Source organism: Vibrio sp. 10N.222.49.C9 (genome assembly GCF_041474985.1).
Taxonomy (GTDB): domain Bacteria; phylum Pseudomonadota; class Gammaproteobacteria; order Enterobacterales; family Vibrionaceae; genus Vibrio; species Vibrio crassostreae_C.
Window position 1 is genome coordinate 1 of record NZ_JBFRVD010001111.1, and the last position, 267, is coordinate 267.

At 37.8% G+C, this 267-nt stretch carries 1 protein-coding gene; it reads left to right on the forward strand.

The window, feature by feature from the left end; all coding sequences use genetic code 11:
- Window positions 1–59: 59 nt before the first annotated feature.
- On the forward strand, window positions 60–267 hold a 208-nt coding region (locus AB4585_RS27130; RefSeq protein ID WP_372171843.1), incomplete at its 3' end, for a LysR family transcriptional regulator.

Sequence of the window (267 nt, forward strand, 5' to 3'; positions counted from 1 at the left end):
CTTATATAACGGACCAAATAGTTATGATTGCTTCTATGATTACAAGGATAGATGATTAAATGGCAAAGCAGTTTTATAACAACCTAGACCTTAACCTTTTGCGTACTTTTCAGGTAATTTATCAAGAGAAAAATTTAAAAAGAGCGTCACTTAGATTGCATGTATCCGCTCCAGCGCTCAGCAAATCGTTAACTCGACTGCGTGATCACTTTCATGACCCACTATTTGTGAAAGTGCCAAAGGGATTAAACCCGACCCCATTTGCTA